18 protein-coding genes and 1 pseudogene are annotated in these 19329 nt (G+C 60.7%); 8 read left to right on the top strand and 11 right to left on the bottom strand.

Annotated elements, in window-relative coordinates:
* Positions 1 to 105 precede the first annotated feature (105 nt).
* Entirely contained in the window at positions 106 to 1473 is a 1368-nt protein-coding gene (locus FG13_RS22785) for a M23 family metallopeptidase (protein WP_035824576.1), read from the top strand.
* Positions 1474 to 1596: 123 nt separating this feature from the next.
* Positions 1597 to 2691: an anhydro-N-acetylmuramic acid kinase gene (locus FG13_RS22780; protein WP_035824574.1), complete on the top strand. Its 1095-nt coding sequence runs from the start codon at positions 1597 to 1599 to the stop codon at positions 2689 to 2691.
* A gap of 65 nt (positions 2692 to 2756) precedes the next feature.
* Here FG13_RS22780 and erpA read toward each other — a convergent pair whose 3' ends face one another.
* The 5 genes from erpA to rplM form a co-directional block, all read right to left on the bottom strand.
* Positions 2757 to 3119, bottom strand: coding sequence for an iron-sulfur cluster insertion protein ErpA (erpA, locus tag FG13_RS22775; RefSeq protein WP_029496047.1), 363 nt, complete (start codon positions 3117 to 3119; stop codon positions 2757 to 2759).
* 98 nt (positions 3120 to 3217) lie between these two features.
* Positions 3218 to 3607 carry a bactofilin family protein gene (locus FG13_RS22770; RefSeq protein WP_035828615.1) on the bottom strand — a complete coding sequence of 130 codons (390 nt, stop codon included), beginning with the start codon at positions 3605 to 3607 and terminating at the stop codon, positions 3218 to 3220.
* 90 nt (positions 3608 to 3697) lie between these two features.
* Positions 3698 to 4735 (bottom strand): N-acetyl-gamma-glutamyl-phosphate reductase, encoded by a 1038-nt coding sequence (gene argC, locus FG13_RS22765; RefSeq protein ID WP_035824571.1) that lies wholly within the window; start codon positions 4733 to 4735, stop codon positions 3698 to 3700.
* A gap of 179 nt (positions 4736 to 4914) precedes the next feature.
* Positions 4915 to 5307: a 30S ribosomal protein S9 gene (rpsI, locus tag FG13_RS22760; RefSeq protein WP_010393285.1), complete on the bottom strand. Its 393-nt coding sequence runs from the start codon at positions 5305 to 5307 to the stop codon at positions 4915 to 4917.
* Between the two features lie 9 nt (positions 5308 to 5316).
* A complete protein-coding gene (gene rplM, locus FG13_RS22755; protein ID WP_010393282.1) occupies positions 5317 to 5745 on the bottom strand; it encodes a 50S ribosomal protein L13 in 429 nt (142 codons plus the stop codon).
* Positions 5746 to 5970: 225 nt separating this feature from the next.
* On the opposite strand from rplM, the gene FG13_RS22750 reads away from it, so the two are divergent.
* Positions 5971 to 6393: an OsmC family protein gene (locus FG13_RS22750; protein WP_035824569.1), complete on the top strand. Its 423-nt coding sequence runs from the start codon at positions 5971 to 5973 to the stop codon at positions 6391 to 6393.
* A 97-nt stretch (positions 6394 to 6490) separates the two neighbouring features.
* Here the strand turns inward: FG13_RS22750 and coq7 are convergent, their stop codons facing one another.
* Positions 6491 to 7135, bottom strand: a complete 645-nt coding sequence (coq7, locus tag FG13_RS22745) for a 2-polyprenyl-3-methyl-6-methoxy-1,4-benzoquinone monooxygenase (protein ID WP_035824568.1) — start codon at positions 7133 to 7135, stop codon at positions 6491 to 6493.
* An 87-nt stretch (positions 7136 to 7222) separates the two neighbouring features.
* The gene (locus FG13_RS22740) at positions 7223 to 7654 is read right to left on the bottom strand and encodes a hypothetical protein (RefSeq protein WP_035824565.1); all 432 of its coding nucleotides are present in this window, start codon (positions 7652 to 7654) and stop codon (positions 7223 to 7225) included.
* 148 nt (positions 7655 to 7802) lie between these two features.
* Between FG13_RS22740 and FG13_RS22735 the strand changes: the two genes are divergently transcribed.
* The 4 genes from FG13_RS22735 (at position 7803) to FG13_RS22720 (ending at position 14435) form a co-directional block, all read left to right on the top strand.
* The gene (locus FG13_RS22735; RefSeq protein ID WP_035828613.1) at positions 7803 to 8582 is read left to right on the top strand and encodes an ABC transporter ATP-binding protein; all 780 of its coding nucleotides are present in this window, start codon (positions 7803 to 7805) and stop codon (positions 8580 to 8582) included.
* Positions 8583 to 8585: 3 nt separating this feature from the next.
* Complete coding sequence (locus FG13_RS22730) at positions 8586 to 9782, top strand: ABC transporter permease (protein WP_035824561.1); 1197 nt, start codon at positions 8586 to 8588, stop codon at positions 9780 to 9782.
* Positions 9783 to 9952: 170 nt separating this feature from the next.
* Positions 9953 to 10846 carry an ABC transporter ATP-binding protein gene (locus tag FG13_RS22725; protein ID WP_035824559.1) on the top strand — a complete coding sequence of 298 codons (894 nt, stop codon included), beginning with the start codon at positions 9953 to 9955 and terminating at the stop codon, positions 10844 to 10846.
* Positions 10847 to 10856: 10 nt separating this feature from the next.
* A complete protein-coding gene (locus FG13_RS22720) occupies positions 10857 to 14435 on the top strand; it encodes an ABC transporter permease/M1 family aminopeptidase (protein WP_035828612.1) in 3579 nt (1192 codons plus the stop codon).
* A gap of 53 nt (positions 14436 to 14488) precedes the next feature.
* On the opposite strand, the gene FG13_RS22715 is transcribed toward FG13_RS22720, so the two are convergent.
* The 4 genes from FG13_RS22715 to FG13_RS22700 form a co-directional block, all read right to left on the bottom strand.
* Complete coding sequence (locus tag FG13_RS22715) at positions 14489 to 14872, bottom strand: hypothetical protein (RefSeq protein WP_035824557.1); 384 nt, start codon at positions 14870 to 14872, stop codon at positions 14489 to 14491.
* 176 nt (positions 14873 to 15048) lie between these two features.
* Positions 15049 to 16512, bottom strand: a complete 1464-nt coding sequence (locus FG13_RS22710; RefSeq protein ID WP_035824555.1) for a catalase — start codon at positions 16510 to 16512, stop codon at positions 15049 to 15051.
* Between the two features lie 93 nt (positions 16513 to 16605).
* Positions 16606 to 17262 (bottom strand): DsbA family protein, encoded by a 657-nt coding sequence (locus FG13_RS22705; RefSeq protein ID WP_035828611.1) that lies wholly within the window; start codon positions 17260 to 17262, stop codon positions 16606 to 16608.
* A gap of 20 nt (positions 17263 to 17282) precedes the next feature.
* Positions 17283 to 18152, bottom strand: a complete 870-nt coding sequence (locus FG13_RS22700; protein WP_035824553.1) for an MBL fold metallo-hydrolase — start codon at positions 18150 to 18152, stop codon at positions 17283 to 17285.
* A gap of 311 nt (positions 18153 to 18463) precedes the next feature.
* On the opposite strand from FG13_RS22700, the pseudogene FG13_RS22695 reads away from it, so the two are divergent.
* Positions 18464 to 19328, top strand: a pseudogene (locus FG13_RS22695) (IS5 family transposase).
* Position 19329: the final 1 nt, after the last annotated feature.

The raw sequence follows: 19329 nt of genomic DNA, 5'->3' as shown, positions 1-19329 counted from the left end.
ATAATGCTCGATCCCATCAATCTTGCCGTATGAAAACGAACCAAAATAACAATAACAAAGAGCACTAGTTCACGAATCGTTCAAGGGCAAATTTTAACTGATTGCATGAACCCTATACATAAAATCACAGGCTCACGCTTGTACACACAGCTGACGACGACCCGCAAGGCACGCATTATTGGTGCTTCCGCGGTGCTGCTCGCCGTGGCCGCCTTCGGCGCGGTCGCTGTGTCGCCCATGGCGCCCGACGCATCCGACTTGCCGGTCACGTCCATCGCCCAGAACCTGGAAATGCCTGATCTCGCTTCGCAAATTTCCGCGATGGAACAGGTCGACCAGAATTTCACCCACGAAGAAAAAGTCCGCGCTGGCGATACCCTCGCCACCTTGCTGACCCGTCTCGGCGTGGATGATCCGGCGGCTGCCAATTTCATCAAAACCGACAAGATCGCGCGCGGCGTGATGTTGCTGAAATCGGGCAAGCGCGTGCAAGCGCAAACGTCCGAAAACGGCGACCTCAACTGGATGCGCGCCACCCTCGTCGACGGCACGGACAAATCGGTCAAGAACATCCTGATCACCCGCAAGGGCGACAAGTTCGTGGCCACGGAAGTGGCAGCCCAGCTGGAACGCCGCGTTGAAATGCACGCGCGCAAGATTACTTCCACCCTGTTCGCCGCCACCGACTCCAGCCTGGACGGCACCCGCCTGCCAGACTCGATTTCCGCGCAAATCGTGGAAATGTTCTCCACCAATATCGATTTCCGCTCCGACCTGAAACGCGGCGACTCGTTCAATGTTGTCTACGAAACATTCTGGCAAGATGGCGAATTCGTCCGAGCGGGCCGCATCCTGGCCGGTGAATTCACCAACCGCGGCACGACTTACCAGTCCGTTTGGTTCGAAGACCCAGCCAGCAAGCAAGGCGGCGGTTACTACAGTTTCGACGGCAAGTCCCTCAAAAAAGCCTTCCTGAAATCCCCCCTCGAATTCTCCCGCATCTCGTCCGGCTTCTCCATGCGCGTGCACCCGATTTCCGGCAACTGGAAAGCGCACAAGGGTATCGATTTCGCTGCAGCAACGGGCACCCCTATCCGCGCTTCGGGCGACGGCGTGGTCGATTCCGTCGGCAGCCAAAACGGCTATGGCAATGTTGTTGTCCTGAAACACTGGGCCAACTACACCACCGCCTACGCACACATGAGCCGCTTCGCTTCGGGCCTGAAAAAAGGTCAAAAAGTCAGCCAGGGCGATGTGATTGGCTACGTCGGCACCACCGGCTGGTCGACGGGCGCCCATTTGCACTATGAATTCCGCGTTGGTGGCGTGGCACAAGACCCAAGCAAGCTGAACGTACAAGCCCAGGCGCCATTGACGGCCGCTGAGCTGAGCCGCTTCCGCATGGTGTCGGCTGACATGATGCACCGCTTCACCCTGCTGCGTCCGAACGACACGGCACTGGCTTCGCGCTAAGCAACACCGCCTTCGGGCAATAAGCAAAGGCACCGCCCATGCAAATGGCCGGTGCCTTTGTTTTATGTGTGCAGGAAAATCCGGCACAATGTATCCATCACTGACGCACTCAAGGAACACTCCATGCTGTATATCGGTTTAATGTCGGGCACCAGCCTCGATGGCGTCGACGGCGCGCTGGTCGACTTTGCCGACGATGGCGGCACGCGCAGCCTGGGCGACGCGTATATTCCCTTCCCCGCCAGCCTGCGCGCCGACCTGATGGCGTTGCAAAGTGCCGGCCAGAATGAAATCGAACGCGAAGCGCTGGCCGCAAATCAACTCGTGCGCCATTACGCGGATTGCGTCGCCATGCTCCTGAGCAACGCGGGGATCGGCCCGGACGCCGTTGCCGCCATCGGCGCGCATGGCCAGACCATCCGCCACCGCCCCGAGCTGGGCTTTACGCGCCAGCTGAACAACCCAGCCCTGCTGGCTGAACTGACGGGCATCGACGTCATCGCCGACTTGCGCAGCCGCGACGTGGCGGCCGGCGGCCAGGGCGCGCCGCTGGTCCCCGCTTTTCACCAGGCCATTTTCAATGTACCAGGCCACACGCGCGTGCTGGCCAATATCGGCGGCATCAGCAATATCAGCGTGCTGCACGCGGACGGCACGGTGACGGGCTACGACACGGGGCCCGGCAATGCGCTGATGGATGGATGGGTTTTGCAACACCTGGGCCAGCCTTACGACGCCGATGGCGCCTGGGCAGCGACAGGCCAGGTCATCCCCGCCCTGCTGGCGGAACTGCTCAACGATCCGTATTTTGAACTGCCGGCGCCAAAAAGCACGGGCCGCGACCTGTTCCATGCCGAGTGGCTGAATAGCAAGCTGAGCAAGTATCCGCAGGCCAAGCCTGCCGACGTGCAGGCGACCCTGACGCAGCTGACGGCCGCCAGCCTGGCGCACGCCATCCTGCGCGACGGTGCGCAGGCGGAAACGCTCTATGTATGTGGCGGCGGCGCGCAAAACGCCAGCCTGATGGCGGCGCTGGCCCTTGCATTGCCGGGCATGGCGGTGAAGTCGACCGAAGCGCTGGGCGTGGCACCGAGCCAGGTCGAGGCGCTGGCCTTTGCGTGGCTGGCCTGGCGTTTTATGCAGCGCAAGCCGGGCAATTTGCCGGCAGTGACGGGAGCGGCGGGCTTACGCGTGCTGGGTGCGCTGTATCCGCGTTGAGCCGATGTAGAAACACAAATAGCGGATCGATGATCCGCTATTTTCTTGCTTGCCCCGTTTAGTACTTAAACGGAGAAGGACGAACCGCAACCGCAGGTGGACGTCGCGGTAGGATTCTTGATCACGAACTGCGCACCTTCCAGGTCATCCTTGTAGTCGATTTCCGCGCCGACCAGGTACTGGTAGCTCATGGAATCGATCAACAGCTGGACGCCGTTCTTGACCATGGTGGTGTCATCTTCGTTGACGATTTCATCGAAGGTGAAGCCATACTGGAAGCCGGAGCAGCCGCCGCCCTGCACGAATACGCGCAATTTCAGGTCGGGATTGCCTTCTTCTTCGATCAGCTGCGCGACTTTTTCAGCGGCGCTATCGGTAAAGATAATAGGGGAAGGGATCACATCTTGCATTTCAGCGACGGCATTCATATCAGGCACTCCTACTAGAAAACATTAAGTCATTATAGACTGTTGGCGCAACTCGCGCTGCGGCCGCCGCTGATGCGGCTGGACGGTGTTGTTCCTGCTCACATTTCCGATACGGCCAGGTGCAGCACGGGGTCGGCGCTGTCGTGCCGGCTGAGCTTGCCCTGCACCAGGGCGCCGCTGTGCATTTCCAGCACCTTGTAATAGACCTCTCCTACAATGCGGGCTTTTGGCTGGATTTCAAGCATTTCGGACACATACACGGGACCATTGATCTCGCCGCTGACGACCAGGCTCGAGCAGCGCACTTCGCCATCGATGCGACCCGCCTCGCCCAGCACCACGTACGTGGGCTCGCCCGGCTCGCCCGTGACATTGCCGCGCACATGGCCGTCGATGCGCAAGCCGCCGCAAAACAGCAAGTCGCCCTCGATCCGCGTGGCAGCGCCGATCAAGGTGTCGATGGGGTTTTTCGCGTTGCGCTCGAACATGAACGTCATCCTGTCGGGGTACGTGGCAGTCCAATTTATCACAGGTCCGGCAAAAAGGCGCCGGACCCGCGCAAGCACCGTCGCCTATCGTTACGGCATCACGGCGATGTGTTGCAAACCGGCCGTTTCTTTCAAGCCAAACATCAAGTTCATGCATTGCACGGCCTGGCCCGACGCGCCCTTGACCAGATTGTCCTGCACCACCAGCACGATGACGGTATTGCCGCCTTCAGGACGGTGCAAGGCCAGGCGCAGCATGTTCGAGCCGCGCGTGGAGCGGGTTTCCGGGTGCGAGCCGAAAGGCATCACGTCGACGAAAGGCTCGTCCTTGTATTGCGCTTCGAACAAGGCTTGCAATTCTTCATTGCTGACATCCTTGTTCAGCTGCGCATACAAGGTCGAATGCATGCCGCGTATCATCGGCACCAGGTGCGGCGTGAAGGTCAGCGCCACTTTCTCATCCGTGAAACGCTGCAATTGCGCCGTCGTTTCCGGCAGGTGGCGGTGGCCAGCCACCCCGTAGGCCTTGAAACTGTCGCTGCTTTCCGAGAACAGGATGCCGATTTCCGCCTTGCGGCCGGCGCCGGACACGCCCGACTTGCAGTCGGCGATCAGGCTGCCCGCGTTGACCAGGCCAGCCTTGAGCAGCGGATAAAAGCCCAGCTGCATGGTGGTCGGGTAGCAACCGGGGTTGGCGATCAGCGTGGCTTGCTTGATGTCTTCACGGTTCAGTTCCGGCAAGCCGTACACGGCTTGCTCGATCAATTCAGGCGCCGTATGGGGAATCTTGTACCACTGCTCGAACTTGGCCTGGTCTTTCAGGCGGAAGTCGGCGGCCAGGTCGATGACTTTCGCGCCGGCGGCCAGCAGGGCTGGCGCTTGCGCCATGGCAACACCATGCGGGGTGGCAAAGAAGACCACGTCGCACCGCTCCAGATTCGCCTTGTCCGGCGAGGAAAACGCCAGTTTCACATGGCCACGCAGGGAAGGATACATGTCAGCAACGGGCAAGCCATCTTCCTTGCGCGAGGTAATCGCCGTCAACTCGACATCTGGATGGGTAGCGAGCAAGCGCAGCAATTCCACGCCCGTGTATCCAGTGCCGCCGACGATGCCAACTTTGATCATGTTCTTTCCTTGTGTATAGATTGCATAAGATTGCATAAAGATGAGGGGAAACGCTGCCCCTGCGGGTTTTCGCGTATTTTACAGCGCAACGGCGCATCCCGCTGAAATGCAAAAAAGCCGCGGGACCGAAGTCCAGCGGCTTTTCGACCAGCACCCCGGAAGGTGCTGTAGCGTAGAAATTAACGCTTCGAGAATTGCTTTGCGCGACGTGCTTTGCGCAGACCAACTTTTTTACGCTCGACTTCACGTGCATCGCGGGTCACGAAGCCGGCTTTCGCCAGTTCCGGTTTCAACGCTGCATCGTAGTCGATCAGAGCGCGGGTGATGCCGTGACGAACTGCACCAGCCTGGCCCGACTCACCGCCGCCATGGACGTTGACTTTGATGTCGAAACGCTCGACATTGCCGGTCAGTTCCAGTGGTTGACGGATGACCATCAGACCCGTTTCGCGCGAAAAGTATTCGTTTGCTGGTTTGCCGTTAACAACGATCAAGCCTGTGCCAACTTTGATAAAAACCCGAGCCACTGCACTTTTGCGACGGCCGGTTCCATAATTGTAATTACCGATCATGTCAGTTCCTTAGAGAACAAGTGCTTTAGGTTGCTGAGCAGCGTGCGGATGGGAACCTTCCGCGTACACTTTCAGCTTCTTGATCATTGCGTAGCCGAGTGGGCCTTTAGGCAGCATGCCCTTGACCGCTTTCTCAAGCGCGCGACCTGGAAAACGCTGTTGCATTTTCTGGAAGTTGGTTTCGTAGATGCCGCCTGGATAGCCAGAGTGACGGTAGTAAATTTTCTCAGTAGCTTTGGTACCGGTCACACGCAGTTTGCCTGCGTTGATGACGACGATAAAGTCGCCGGTATCGACGTGAGGAGTAAATTCTGGTTTGTGTTTGCCGCGCAGTCGGAGTGCCACTTCGCTGGCAACACGTCCGAGGACTTTGTCCGTCGCGTCAACCACGAACCAATCGCGCTGGACTTCATGTCCTTTAGCGGAAAATGTTTTCATGTTGACTTCCTAATAGATTACACGCTCAAATGGTGGTTCCGCCGATGCTGCTATGCGGACTCTGCCTTATTTACTTTTCCTGAGCGAACGGAAAGCCGACAAGTATAAGCGGCTTTGCCTTGCCGCGTCAAGCCGCAATCGAGGCCGGCTGCGGGCCGGCGGCCGGCACATGGATGAGCATTCCTCTATTACAATACAAAACGCTTACAATTTTCGGAGAGTACGATGGAATGCAAAGTCAGCTGGAATGGCCCGTCGGGCATGAGTTTTCGGGCAGAAACGGGTTCCGGCCACCTGGTGACCATGGATGGCGCGCCCGATGGCGGCGGCCACAACCTGGCGCCACGCCCCATGGAAATGGTCTTGCTGGGCACGGGCGGCTGCACCGCCTATGACGTGGTGCTGATCCTGAAACGCGGACGCGAAGACATCAAAGGCTGCGAAGTGACCCTGAAGGCCGAGCGCGCCGACACCGATCCGAAAGTGTTTACCAAGATCCACTTCCATTTCACCGTGCGGGGCAAGGCCCTGAAACCGACGGCCGTGGAACGGGCCGTGGCCTTGTCGCATGACAAATATTGCTCGGCGTCGATCATGCTGGCCAAGACGGCGGAAATCACCCACTCCTTCGAAATCATCGAGGAGTAGGTCGGATTAGCGCGCAAGCGCGTAATCCGACGATACCGGTAGCGCCAACAATGTTGTCGGATTACGGCCTGCGGCCTAATCCGACCTACCCGACCTGTCAAATGTAATACGCGGTTTTCGTCATCACTTTCCCCATGATGCCCATCAGCGCCTTCACCGGTGCCGGGGTATCGATGGCGCCCAGGCGCTGGGCGGCGGCGCCGTGTTCCACTTCGTCGATGGCCATCTGTTTCACAATGGCGCGCGACTTGGCGTCCTGCGGCGGCAATTCCTGCAAGTGGCTGGCCAGGTGCGCTTCCACCTGGCGTTCCGTTTCCACCACAAAACCCAGGCTGCGGCCGTCGCCCATGCGCGCGGCGATGGTGCCCAGCGCAAACGAACCCGCATACCACAGGGGATTGAGCAGGCTCAGACGCGAGCCCAGCTCCGTCAGGCGCTGCGCCGTCCAGGCCAGATGATCTTCCTCTTCGCGTCCCGCTTCGTCGAACTGGGCGCGGATGGCCGGGCTGTGCGCATAGCGCGCCTGCGAGTTGTACAGGGCTTGCGCGCACACTTCGCCCACATGATTGACGCGCATCAAGCCGGCGCTGTGGCGCTGTTCGGCCGGGCTCAGTTCCGCATCGGGCGCATGCGCGGCCGGCGTGGGGCGCGAGGCCGAGGCCACGCCCGCCATGACGCGCAGGGCCTTGTCGGCGCCAACAATCAAACGATCCAGGGGGTCAAAATGGCGGTTCGCGGTCATCGTGGCTATGCTCATGAGTAGTAAAGCATGAATTATAGGACGATCAGGGCCGGCAGTCCCCACGCCGCGCGCAGGGTGAACGGGGCTTTATTGACTTGTGCGCGCTTTTTCCTGCTCGATCCAGTCCACCACGGGGCCGACGGCGTCCAGGCCGGACAGGCTTTTCGCCACGCCCAGGTTCAGTGAAATCAGGAAAGAAATGCTGTCGACGGGGATGTCCGGGCAGAACTCGGCAAACGCGGCGCGAAAACGCTCCGATTGCAGCACGCGCAAGACTTTCTCGCCGCTCATGAATTGCAGCACGCTGGCGATGCTGTGCCCGCCACCGAGCGAGTGGTAAATGAAACGGTTGTATTTCGCGTCTATCTCTTTGAAGTCGAGCGCTTCCTCCGTCATCAGGCCGGCCAGGTAATACAGCCCCAGGCTGACGCGGAAGAAACCGATGGCTTCGGCACTGGTCATACCGGCGCGGGCCACGGCCAGTACCTTGTCCTGCATCGCCTGATCGATCGTTCGCATTGCGCTCTCCCGCGCCGTCCGCCGGCGCCCACCGGGCCAGCTTGCATGAAGATGCTGTTTTTTTCAATAGACCAAACGATATTTCCACCTTGCAAGTTACATTTTTTGCATGCTACTCTCGTTCTTCACCGTTAAATGGATGAAGCACATGATTGAGGTCAAGCACCTGGCAAAACGTTTCCGCATGCCGCCCCACAAAGGCAAGGCCATGCACGTCAGCGATCCGCGCGAACATGAGGGCTGGTTTCACGCCGTGCGCGACGTCAGTTTCAGCTGCGCCCCCGGCGAAGTGCTGGGACTGCTGGGGCCGAATGGCGCCGGCAAGACCACCACCCTGCGCCTGCTGTCGACGGCCTTGCAAGCGGACGCGGGCAGCGCCCTCGTCAATGGCGTCGATGTCCTGCAGCAACCGCTGGTGGCGCGCCAGAGCATCGGTTTCCTGTCCGGCTCGACGGGACTGTACGGCCGCCTGACGGCGCGCGAGAACGTGGAATACTTTGGCCGCCTGCACGGCATGCCGGCCGACAAGCTGAAACGCCGCTGCGACGAACTGTTCTCCCTGCTGCAGATGGAGGAATACGGCGCCAAGCGGGCCGATCAATTATCGACGGGCATGAAGCAGAAGTGCGCAATCGCCCGCACCGTCGTGCACGAGCCGCAAGTGGTGATCCTCGACGAGCCGACCACCGGGCTGGACGTGATGTCGGCCAAGATCCTGCTCGACTTCATCGCCAGCTACAAGGCGCTGCGCGTGCCGCTGATCTTTTCCACGCACCACCTGCACGAAGTGGAAAAGCTGTGCGACCGCGTCTGCATCATCAACCGCGGCACCACCGCCTTCAATGGCACGGTCGACGAACTGCGCCACCTGGGCGGCAGCGCGGACTTGTACGACGCCTTTGTCAGCGTCATCAACCAGGGAGCCTGATCCATGTGGACCATTTATCTGAAAGAGTTGCTGGAACTCACGCGCGACCGCAAGACGCTGATTTTCACCATCCTCATCCCCATCTTTGCCATGCCGCTGATCTTTGGCGGCTTCGCTTATGTTTCCAGCAATATGTTCAAGAACGCCAAGACGGCGGAAATGCGCTATGCGCTGTTCGGCAAGGACCATTCGCCGGGCCTGAGCGCGCGTTTTGCCCAGCAGCACAACTTGCGCGAAGTGCCGCTGGCCAGCGAGGGCGACATCCGCCGCGCCATCGGCGACGACACGATCAAGTTCGCCGTCGTCATTCCGCCCCGGTTTGAAGAGGCGCTGCAGCAACAGCAGCAAGCCAAGGTGGTGTTGCACTACAACAGCGCCAGCACGGTCGACGTGACCCAGCAGCGGGTACGCGAGATCGTCGAGGCGTATAACGCCAGCCTGCGCGAAAGCGCGCTGTCGGCCCTGAACCTGAGCCCGGCCCAGCTGGCCTTTGCCCTCAATCCCATCGTGCTCGACAAGCAATCGACGGCCAACGAACGCGAGCAGATGGGCGCCATCGTCGGCGGCATGCTGCCGTATCTGCTGCTGATGGTGTGCCTGACGGCGGCCATGTATCCGGCCATCGACCTGGGCGCCGGCGAAAAGGAACGGGGCACCCTGGAAACCCTGCTGCTGGCGCCCGTGCCGCGCAGCGCCATCGTGCTGGCCAAGTTCCTCGTGCTGTTTACGGTGGGCATGACCTCGGCCGTGCTGATGGTGGGTAGCATGGGCGCCCTGCTGGCCATCTTCGGCAGTTCGCTCGAAGGCAACATGGCCGTCATGGTGCGCAGCATCGGCTTGCCCGACCTGGCAATGGTGACCCTGATGCTGGTGCCGACGGCCGCCATCTTCGCCTCGCTGCTGTTGTCGATTTCGATCTACGCAAAAAGCTACAAGGAAGCGGCCGGCATGATCACGCCATTGATGCTGTTCGTCATCCTGCCCACGGTGGCGGCCATGCTGCCCGGCGTCGAGCTGAACTGGATGTGGGCCATGGTACCGCTGACCAACGTGTCGCTGGCCATGAAGGAACTGGTCAAGGGCACTATGGATTACCGCATGTTCGGCGTGATCCTGGCCTCGACCACGGTGATCGCGGGCGCCCTGCTGATGCTGTGCCGCTGGTGGTTTAACCGCGAATCGGTACTTTTCCGAAATTAAACCTGCAAATGGCTTGCGGCGGGGTGCCGTCCACCCCGCCCATCCGCACTCTGGGCACGTGAAAATGCCGTGTATCGCATGCAACTGCCCAGCACGTCTTAAATTCAATACAATGCCAGCATAGATAAGCTCCGCAGCATGGGGCCGCAACAGCATGAGCAAGGAGTTGTATGGAATTGCAGATTCGCAAATTGTCGAAGACCTACGCGAATGGCGTGGTGGCGCTGGATAACGTGTCGCTGACGATACCGCCCGGAATGTTTGGCTTGCTGGGCCCGAATGGCGCCGGCAAGTCGACCCTGATGCGCACCCTGGCCACCTTGCAGGAATGCGATTCCGGCTCCATCTTCTTCGGCGACTACGACGTGCTCGACGACAAGGACGAGATCCGCCGCATGCTGGGCTACCTGCCGCAAGACTTCGGCCTGTACCCGAAAGTGACGGCCTACGAGCTGCTCGACCACTTCGCCACGTTAAAAGGGCTGTCGCAGCGGGCGCGCCGGCGCGAGGTCGTCGATGGCCTGTTGCAGCAAACCAATTTGTTCGACGTGCGCCACCAGCGCCTGGGCAGCTTTTCCGGCGGCATGCGCCAGCGCTTCGGCATCGCGCAAGCGCTGCTGGGCGACCCGAAACTGATCATCGTCGACGAGCCGACCGCCGGCCTCGACCCGCAGGAGCGCGTGCGCTTCCACAATCTGCTGTCCGACATCGGCGAAGACAAGACGGTGATCCTGTCGACCCACATCGTGTCCGACGTGGCCGACCTGTGCGCCAACATGGCCATCATCAACAAGGGCCATTTGTTGCTATGCGGCAAGACTCAGGAACTGATCGACGAAGTCAGCTGCAAGATCTGGGCGCGTTTTGTCGAAAAGAAAGAACTGGCCAGCTTCCAGCAGCGCCACGCCGTCATTTCCACGCGCTTGCTGTCGGGCCGCACCCTGATCCACGTCTACAGCGACGACGACCCGGGCGACGGCTTCGAGGAAGCCATCGGCGACCTGGAAGACCTGTATTTCGCCACCATTGCCGGGCGCCACCGCGTCGCCCCGCAGTGCGACTGAGGGGACGGCCATGTTTGCCATCGCCCGCTTTGAAGCGCGACAGCGGCTCAAGCTGCTGTCCACCTGGGTGTATTTCATCATGTTTTTGGCGCTGGCCATGCTGTGGATGGCTGCCGCCGGCGGCGTCTTCAAGGAAGCGAGCATCAGTTTCGGCGGCAAGTTCCTGATCAACGCACCGCGCTCGCTGGCATTTACGTGCAGCGTGCTGGGCTGCTTCGGCGCCGTGGTCGTGGCCGCCATGATGGGCCGCTCGGTGCAGCAGGATTTCGAATACGGCATGCAGCATTTCTTCTTCAGCGCGCCGATCAAAAAATACCAGTACGTGTTTGGCCGCTTCCTCGGCGCCTGGCTGGTGCTGGCGGTGGTGTTTTCCAGCATCGTCATCGGCGCCTGGCTGGGCGCCTGGCTGCCCGGCATCGACCCGGAACGGCTGGGGCCGCAACGGGCGCTGGCCTACCTGATGCCGTATGTGTTTACCCTGCTGCCGAATCTATTCATCTTCGGCGCTATCTTCTTCGTCATCGCGGCCCTGACGCGGCGCATGCTGCCCGTGTACATCAGCTCGGTAGTCATGCTGATCGGCTATCTGGTGGCGCCGTCGCTGGCGCGCGACCTCGACTACAAGACCCTGGCCGCCCTGATCGACCCCTTCGGCACCACGGCGCTGATACGCCTGACGGAATACTGGCCGAATGCGGAGCGCAACACGCGCCTCGTCACCCTGGAAGGCGTGTACCTGCTGAATCGCGCCATCTGGTCCGGCTTCGCCCTCGTGGCCTTGCTGCTCGGCTACTGGCGCTTCCAGTTCCACGCCACGACGGACGCGGGCGCCGGCAAGCGCCGCAGCGAAGGCGAGGCGCCGCAGCGCCTGTCGAACGCCTCGCTGTCGACGCAAGAAACACCGGACTTCGCGCAGCGCAATCTGGCCGCCCTGCTCGTCAAGATGAGCTGGCTGAACCTGCGCGAAACCATCAAGAACATCTATTTTGTCGTCATCGTGCTGGCCGGCGTGCTGACCATGTATGCGGGCGCGCTCGACATGGGCTCCATTTACGGCACGAATACCTATCCCGTGACGGAAAAGGTGCTGGACATGGTCAACGCCTCGTTCGCCCTGTTCATGCTGGTCATTACCACTTTCTATGCGGGCGAGCTGGTGTGGCGCGAACGCGAGGCGGGCACGTATCTGATGCTCGACGCCCTGCCCGTGCCGAACTGGCTGCCCCTGCTGTCGAAACTGTTTGCGCTGATCAGCCTGCAAGCCTTGCTGAGCCTGGTCATCATGCTGTGCGGCATGTCGATCCAGGTCTTCAAGGGCTATTACCGCCTCGACCCCGGCCTGTACCTGGAATCGCTGTTCCTGTCGCACCTGCCCTACTATGCGCTGATCGCCGTGCTGGCCATCTTTTTGCAGGTGTTGATCAATCACAAGTACCTGGCGTATTTCGCCATGATCCTGTACCACATCGCCAGCATCAGCTTTTCCTCGCTGGGCCTGGGCGACCCGCTGCTGCTGTACGCCAGCACGCCGGACTTCGTGTATTCGGCCATGAACGGCGCCGGCCACTATCTGTTGCGCGAACGCTGGTACTTGCTGTACTGGAGCGGCGCGGCCGTCATGCTGACGGTGCTGTCGCTGCTGTTCTGGCCCCGCGGCGCGCAGGACAGCTGGCGCATCCGCCTGCGCCTGGCGCGCCACGGCCTGACGCACGGCGTGCTGGCCAGCTTTGCCGGCGGCGCCCTGATCTTCGTCAGCGCCGGCGGCGTGCTGTTCTACGTTTTCCACGTGGCCAACGATTACCAGTCCGAATTTTCCCGCGATGCGGACCGCGCCAGCATCGAGCGCCAGTACCGCAAGTTTGCCGCCACGCCGCAGCCGAGAATCACCGACGTGAAACTCGACGTGGCGATCTACCCGGCGCAGCGCACCCTCACCGTCACGGGCCGCTATGTGCTGCAAAACAAGACCAGCCTGCCGATCAGCCACATTTTTGTGCAGCAAGACCCGACCTCCAGCATGCGCCTGCGTTTCGATGCCCGCGTGCATCCCGGCCTCGATGACGGCAAGCTGGGCTTTTACAGCTACCGCCTGGCCGCGCCGCTGGCGCCGGGCGCCAGCCTGGGCCTCGATTTCGACATTCGCTACGCGCCGCGCGGCATCTTTGGCCTGGGCCAGGACACGCCCGTGGTGGCCAACGGCACCTTCTTCACGAATGCCGTGCTGCCGCACATCGGTTACCAGCCGCAGCAGGAGTTGACGGATCCGCGCGACCGCAAGAAACACGGCTTGCCCGCGCGCGAACGGGCCTTGCCGCGCGACGATGCGAAGGGACTGGCCGACAATTACGTCAGCAACGACGCCGACCGCATCAACTTTGACGCCACCGTCAGCACCGTCGACGGCCAGACGGCCATCGCGCCGGGCATGCTGGACAACGACTGGATCGCCAAGGGTCGCCATTACTTCCACTACACGATGGAGCAGCCGATCCTGAATTTCTACGCCTTCCAGTCGGCCCGCTACGCCGTCAGGCACGAGCGCTGGCAAGACGTGGCCATCGACGTGTACTACCATCCTGGCCATGAGTACAACCTCGATCGCTTCGTGCGCGGCAGCAAGGAAGCGCTCGAGTACTACACGAAGAACTTCGGCCCCTACCAGCACAAGATCCTGCGCATCGTCGAATTCCCCCGCTACGCCACGTTCGCGCAATCGTTCCCGAACACGATACCGTACTCGGAAGGGCTGGGCTTCATCGCCAGGGTGGACGACAAGAACCCCAAGGACCTCGACTATCCGTTCTACGTCACGGCGCATGAAGTGGCGCACCAGTGGTGGGCACATCAATTGGTGGGTGGCAATACGCGGGGTGCTACCGTGCTCAGCGAAACCCTGGCCGAATATTCGGCCCTGATGGTGGTGAAAAAAAGCGTGGGGCCAGCCAAGATGCGCCGCTTCCTGCGCTATGACCTGAATCAATACCTGATGGGGCGCAGCGAAGAGCGCAAGAAGGAATTGCCGCTGGCCGAGAATGAAAACCAGGCCTACATCCACTACCACAAGGGCAGCCTGGCCATGTACTTGCTGCAAGATATCATCGGCGAAGACAAGGTCAACGGCGTGCTGCGCGACTTGCTCAAGACCCATGGCCAGAAAGGCCCGCCGTATGCCAGCGTGACCGCCGTGATTGCCGGCTTGCGCCTGGTCACGCCGCCCGAGCAGGCTTACCTGATCGACGATCTGTTCGAGAAAATCGTGCTGTTCGACAATCGCGCCCTGTCGGCCACGGCCACCAAACGCAGCGATGGCAAGTACGCCGTCACCGTCAAGGTGCAGGCCAGCAAATTGACGGCGGGCGAACAGGGAGAGGAACACGATGCGCCCCTGCACGACTGGATCGAGATCGGCGTCGACGACGCGAACGACCATCCGCTGCTGCGCGAACGCCTGCGCATGACGGCGCGCGAGGCGAGCTATACCGTCATCGTCGGCAGCCGGCCCGGCAAGGCGGGCATCGATCCCGACAACAAGCTGATCGACCGCAAGCCGGACGACAATATGGTCACCGTCGAGCTCGAAGAACCATGACGAAAAATGGCCACCCTGAACAGGTGGCCATTTTTTTGAATATCAGGCGTTCATCAGACTGCGGCGCGGCGCGTCACCAGGCTCAGGCTGATGCCCATTTCCGTCAGATGCTGCATGTCGGCCAGGCTTAGGTCCAGCGGCGAGTCGAGCGTATCGTCGCCGTTCAGTTCCAGTTGCAGCTCGGCCACGATGCGCGGCATCGTGAAGCTGACGCCGCGCGAACGGCATTCAGCCAGATAGCTGCGTATGCGCGAGGGCAACACTTGCGATTTGGGCGCCTGCGCGATCAGCACGTCAAAGCCGGAATCGAGATGCACGCGATTCGCGCCCTTCGCCTCGCCCTTGCGCCATTGCCGCTCCGGATCCGTGGGCAAGACTTCGAGGATGGATTTGAGCGTGGGGTCGTCCCCATGCACCGACAGCTTCGCCATATTCATATTGCAAGACTCTCTAGTCAGGACGCCGCCAGGAAGGCGGCGCGATCATCAGACCAACAAGTCTACGCATGGAAGGCAAATATGTCCATACGGCAATATTTGATATCCCATTCTAATTTGTGCTGCATCAACAACAGGCAGAACACACTTGTTCCGCCTGCCACATCCACATCCGCTTACACGGTCACGCCGCGTGCCTGCAAGGCGGCGCGCACGCCGGCGCCGTAGGCCGCATCGGCCCGGTCGAAGTGGCCGAGTTGACGCTGCAAGGTTTCCGGGCGCACCTGGCTCAGGGGACCGGCCAGATTGTCGAACAGGTTTTGCTTCGCCTGGTCAGACATCAAGCGGAACAGATTGCCAGCCTGCGTAAAGTCGTCTTCCACACCGCGCCCATCGTAGCGCGCCGCGCCGCCATCGAGCGCCAGCGCCGGTTCACCATGGCCCAGCCCTTGCGGCTGCGTGCCCGCCGCCGCCACGTTGGCGTAATTGCGCGCCGCGCCGCCATTGTGAATCGCCATGCCGCCGTCGCGCTGCTGGTTGTGGAAGGGGCAGCGGGCCGCATTCACGGGCAGATGCTGGTGGTTCGTGCCGACGCGGTACAGCTGGGCGTCATGGTAGGCGAACAAGCGGCCTTGCAGCATCTTGTCGGGCGAGTAACCCATGCCCGGCACGGCGTTGGCCGGCGAAAAGGCTGCTTGCTCGACTTCCGCGTGGTAATTGTCCGGGTTGCGGTTCAGCTCGAAAATACCCACGGGCAGCAGCGGGAAGTCCGCGTGCGGCCACACTTTCGTCAAGTCGAACGGGTTCCAGCCCGTGCGCTGCTCCCATGCATCAAGTTGTTCCTGCGTCGCCACCTGCAGCTTGACTTCCCACTGGGGGAAATCGCCGCGTTCGATGGCGCCGAACAGGTCGCGCTGGGCGTAATCGGGATCGGCGCCGGCCAGGCGGCCCGCTTCCGCCGCAGGCAAATTCTTGATGCCCTGGCGCGTCTTGAAGTGCCATTTCACGTACACGCGCTGGCCGTCGGCATTGATCAGGCTATACGTGTGGCTGCCGAAGCCATCCATATGACGGTAGCCGTCCGGCGTGCCGCGGTCCGAGAACAGCATGGTGACCTGGTGCAGGCTTTCCGGCGCATGGCTCCAGAAATCGAACATCATTTCGGCCGATTTCAAATTGCTTTGCGGATCGCGCTTTTGCGTGTGGACGAAATCGGGGAACTTGATCGGGTCCTTGATGAAGAACATCGGCGTGTTGTTGCCAACCAAGTCCCAATTGCCCTCTTCCGTGTAGAAACGCACGGCGAAACCGCGCGGGTCGCGTTCCGTGTCTGCACTGCCGCGTTCGCCACCGACGGTGGAAAAGCGCGCGAAGGTGGACGTCTGCTTGCCCACTTCAGCAAACAATTTGGCCTTGGTGTAGCGCGAAATGTCGTGCGTGACGGTAAAGGTGCCGTAGGCGCCCGAACCTTTCGCGTGCACGACGCGCTCAGGGATGCGCTCGCGGTTGAAATGCTGGAGTTTTTCGATCAGGTGGAAGTCTTGCAGCAGCAGCGGGCCGCGAGGACCGGCGCTGAGGGAATTCTGGTTGTCGGCGACGGGAATGCCCGAGGCGGTACTGAATGGCGGCTGTTGGCTCATGGCTGCTTTTCCTTCGTTGTTGACTAATGGATGCAGTGTAACGAGGTCAACAACAAAGGAAAAGCTAATTGATTTTATCGATCCGATAGATATTTACAATGCACAACCTTGTGCATCGCACACGCCACCGAGCTGCGCCTGCAACTTCGCCGGCTGGCCCAAAAAGCCGCCGATATCGATCACGGACAATTTTCCGCCGCCATCGTCGAGCACGAAGGTGGGAAAGCCCTGTCCGCCCACCTGCGCCAGCAAGGCGCGGCTGGCGTCGATATGCCGCTGCGTGGCGGCGCCCGCCTGGCGCGCATACTCGGCCTGGAAGGCGGCGCCATCCATGTCCAGCTCTTGCGCCAGGGTCACCAGCACAGGCAGGTCGGCGATGCGCAAGCCGTCCACGTAATGGGCGCGCTGCACGCGCTGCAGCATGTCCAGGCCCTTGCCAGCCAGGACTTCCGCCGCCAGGATGGCCGTGATCGGCGGTTCGGAATCCATCATGGCCGTCGTGTCGTTCAGCAAGCCATTCATATAAGCATCGCCGAATGGCTGGCCTGACAATTGCTCGATGCGCCGGTCATGCGGCAGCACATAGCCGCGCCACTCGGGCGTGATCTGGCGGCGATTGCTGCCCGTCATCATGCCGCCGCCGTGGAAGGCCACTGTCAGGCCAGGCACGGCGCGCGCCGCCTCGACCAGCGGCGCGGCGCCGTAGCACCAGCCGCACAGAGGATCGAAAATGTAGTGCAGTGTGGGCATGCCGGCCTCCGGCTTGCCGCTTACCATTTCATCTCACCCTTCGCCACTTTCGCGCTGGTTTCCAGGGCGCCATCGAGGCCCAGCTTCGGATAGCGCATTTTCATCGCCTCGATCAGGGCGGCCGAATTGGCGGCCTTGGCCGTTTCCGCTTCAAACGTCACCAGGTAGTCGCGCGTAAAACCAATGCTGTCCGGCGTCAGGGGCGAACCGACCTTGAAGTGGCCAGGCACGACGGTGACGGGCTTCAGGGCGGCGATGCCGTCCAGGGTCTTGAGCCAGTCCTGGCGCGATTGCAGGCTTTGCGTATCGGCCGTCCACACGTGCAAGTTGCCAAACAGCACCACGCCACCGACGACGGCCTTGATCGATGGTATCCACACATAGGTGCGCGCTGGGGTCGGGCCGGCGATGTCCAGCGACCGGCCTTCCAGGCTGATGCGCTTGCCCGTCAACGCTTCCGGAATGACGATGCCGTGCGGCGCATTGTCCTTCAAAATCGGGCCCCAGTAGGCGACCTTGGCGTCGGCCTTGCGGCGAATTTCCGCGACCGTTTCCGGCGTGGCAACGATCTTTGCCTGCGGGAAAGCCGCCTTGATCACGTCGAGGCCAAAGTAAAAATCGGGATCGCTGTGGCTGATGTACACCGTCGTCAGTTTCTTGCCGCTGGCGCGAATCTTTTCCACCAGCTTTTGCGCTTCGGCGCGCGAAAACTGCGCATCGATCAGCACGGCGTCATGCTTGCCCGCAACCAATACAGAAGCGACGGGAAAGATGGCCGCTTCGCCCGGGTTGAAGACTTCCAGGGTCAGGGGGGCACTGGCGGCGGCCGAGGCGGCGCCGGCGGCAAACACGGTGGAAACGAGAACGCTGCTGATGGTTTTGGTGAACATGATCTGCCTTCACAAGATGATTAGGATGACTGCATCTTACGTTGCTCGGTTCGGTAGAAAAACCCGTTAAAGCGCAATAGTTTATTGCTTAATTCGGATGAATGAAAACTGCCGTGCCACTGCATGCCGCCATTACTCCGCCAGTTCGCCATGCCACATCAGCAGCACCTGCTCGTTGCACTCGACGGCGTCAGCAAGATTGTCCGGCGTGCGCGGCGTCTGATCAATTAATCAATGCGTACATGTGACGGTTTAAAAACTTCATAGTAACTTTCGGGTCAAAGCATCCTGATGTTTTGGAGCGATTGACGATGTGGACGCAAGAGAATCGAAGCCGGCATCAGCAGGTGAGGACGGCACTCAAACGTGGCTATCCCACGGATGTGAAAGATGAAGAGTGGCGCCTGATCGCGCCGCTGTTGCCAAAGCAAGCGAAGACGGGAAGGCCTCGCAAGACGGATTTGCGCGCAGTGATCAATGCGCTGCGTTACATGTTGCGATCCGGGTGCGAGTGGCGCATGCTGCCTAATGATTTCCCGCCGTATCAGACAGTTTATTACTGGTTTCGGCGGCTGATGCGACGCATGCTGTTTCGTACCATTCATGACTTGGCGCTGATGCGGGATCGCTTGTGCAATGAGCGGGAGGTGCTGCCAAGTGCTGGCATTATCGATAGCCAGAGCGTGAAGGCCCCCGGCGCGCGAACGAGGTTATGACGCCAACAAGAAACTCAGCGGGCGCAAACGTCATATTGCAGTCACACTGCAGTCACACAGATGGCCGCTTGCTGGCGATCAACTTGACGCCAGCCGACATTGCCGACTCCACTGGTGCACAGATGGTGCTTGATGGTTTGATCAAACGCTGGCCATGGGTAAATCATCTGTTTGGGGATGCAGCATACGATCGCAGACAGTTGATGGACAAGGCCGCGTTTCTCGACTTTACTGTCGAAGTCGTGCGCCGCCTGCAGGGGCAGCAAGGTTTCACTGTTCAGCCAACGCGCTGGGTGGTCGAGCGAACGTTCGCGTGGCTGATGCGTTACCGGCGCCTGGTGCACGACTACGAACAGCGCATTGACGTGTCGGAAACATGATTTACCTGGCCATGGGATGGTTGCTGCTGCATCCGCTAACTTTCCGTCAAGTTATTAAACCCGCTGTTAGAAAATTATAAC

The organism is Janthinobacterium sp. RA13 (genome assembly GCF_000745325.1).
Classification (GTDB): Bacteria; Pseudomonadota; Gammaproteobacteria; order Burkholderiales; family Burkholderiaceae_D; genus Janthinobacterium; species Janthinobacterium rivuli.
This window is presented reverse-complemented; position numbering and strand designations above follow the sequence as displayed.